The sequence below is a fragment of the Staphylococcus sp. MSU001 genome (genome assembly GCF_052976705.1).
Window position 1 is genome coordinate 1 of sequence record NZ_JBRIKK010000051.1, and the last position, 706, is coordinate 706.

Genomic DNA, 706 nt, shown 5'->3' on the forward strand with positions numbered 1-706 from the left:
CGTTGTCGTTACTGTAATATCGTAACGACCCACTTCACTTGGTGTTCCACTAATTGTATTCGTTGCTTCATCAAATGTTACGCCGTCAGGTAAACCTTCTACTTTATTTGTTACTGCTTGGCCACTATTGTCTGTTGCTTCTATCTTAATTGGCTCAATTTCTGTGTTAACTTCTTGCGTTTGATCTGCAATATCTTCAACCGTTGGTTTTGTCGTATCTTCTACATCAATTGTGAATGTTGTTTCTGTTGCGTTACCACTCTCATCTGTTGTCGTTACCGTCACTGTGTAACTGCCAACCTCACTTGGCGTACCACTGATTGTGTTCGTTGCCTCATCAAACGTTACACCGTCAGGTAAGCCGTCTACTTTATTTGTTACTGCTTGACCACTATTGTCTGTCGCTTCTATCTTAATTGGCTCAATCTCTGTATTAACTTCTTGTGTTTGATCCGCAATATCTTCAACCGTTGGTTTTGTCGTATCTTCTACATTAATTGTGAATGTTGTTTCTGTTGCGTTGCCACTCTCATCCGTTGTCGTTACCGTCACTGTGTAACTACCCACTTCACTTGGCGTACCACTGATTGTATTCGTTGCTTCATCAAACGTTACGCCGTCAGGTAGGCTTTCTACTTTATTCGTTACCGCTTGACCACTATTATCTGTTGCTTCTATCTTAATCGGAGTAATTTCTGTGTTAACT

Annotated in this window: 1 protein-coding gene; it reads right to left on the reverse strand. The window is 40.9% G+C overall.

Features of this window, described 5'->3' with window-relative positions; genetic code table 11:
• The coding region (locus ACVBFA_RS11650) for a putative Ig domain-containing protein (RefSeq protein ID WP_447158863.1) at window positions 1-706 on the reverse strand (706 nt) is incomplete at both ends.